The sequence below is a fragment of the Algoriphagus aestuariicola genome (assembly GCF_017254835.1).
In the GTDB taxonomy this organism is placed as follows: domain Bacteria; phylum Bacteroidota; class Bacteroidia; order Cytophagales; family Cyclobacteriaceae; genus Algoriphagus; species Algoriphagus aestuariicola.
The window spans coordinates 1-358 of record NZ_JAFKCW010000037.1 but is presented as its reverse complement, the minus strand read 5'-3'; the positions used below and the strand labels follow the sequence as shown (position 1 = coordinate 358).

The 358-nt window shown below is 61.7% G+C and carries 1 protein-coding gene; it reads left to right on the top strand.

The window, feature by feature from the left end:
* On the top strand, nucleotides 1-358 hold a 358-nt coding region (locus tag J0A67_RS23570), incomplete at both ends, for an L-tyrosine/L-tryptophan isonitrile synthase family protein (RefSeq protein WP_206571673.1).

The following is a 358-nucleotide window of genomic DNA, read 5'->3' as shown; positions in this document are numbered from 1 at the left end:
GAGCGTGTTCAACCTTGGCGATGTCAAAGGCCTGGCGGAGCATACCGATGACTACGATCTGCTGCGTCGGCTGTTGGTGGACGGTTATGCCGAATCGGAAGAGGCGATCAAGCGTCAGCTGATGCAGGACGAGCAGGGATTAATGCTGTATCGCGCCATCACGCGCTTCTTGTATGAAGACAGCCTCCTGCCGGGCTACAGCGGTTCCAACGCCGCGCTGCAAAAAGACGCCAAACGGCGCGCCTGCGGCGTTATCCAGCGCAGCTGGGCCTGGGGCAACCTGCTGGCCCAGCATTTCCCGGCGGCGATCCGCCTGTCGATTCACCCGCAGCCGGCCGACAGCCTGAAGATAGGCATC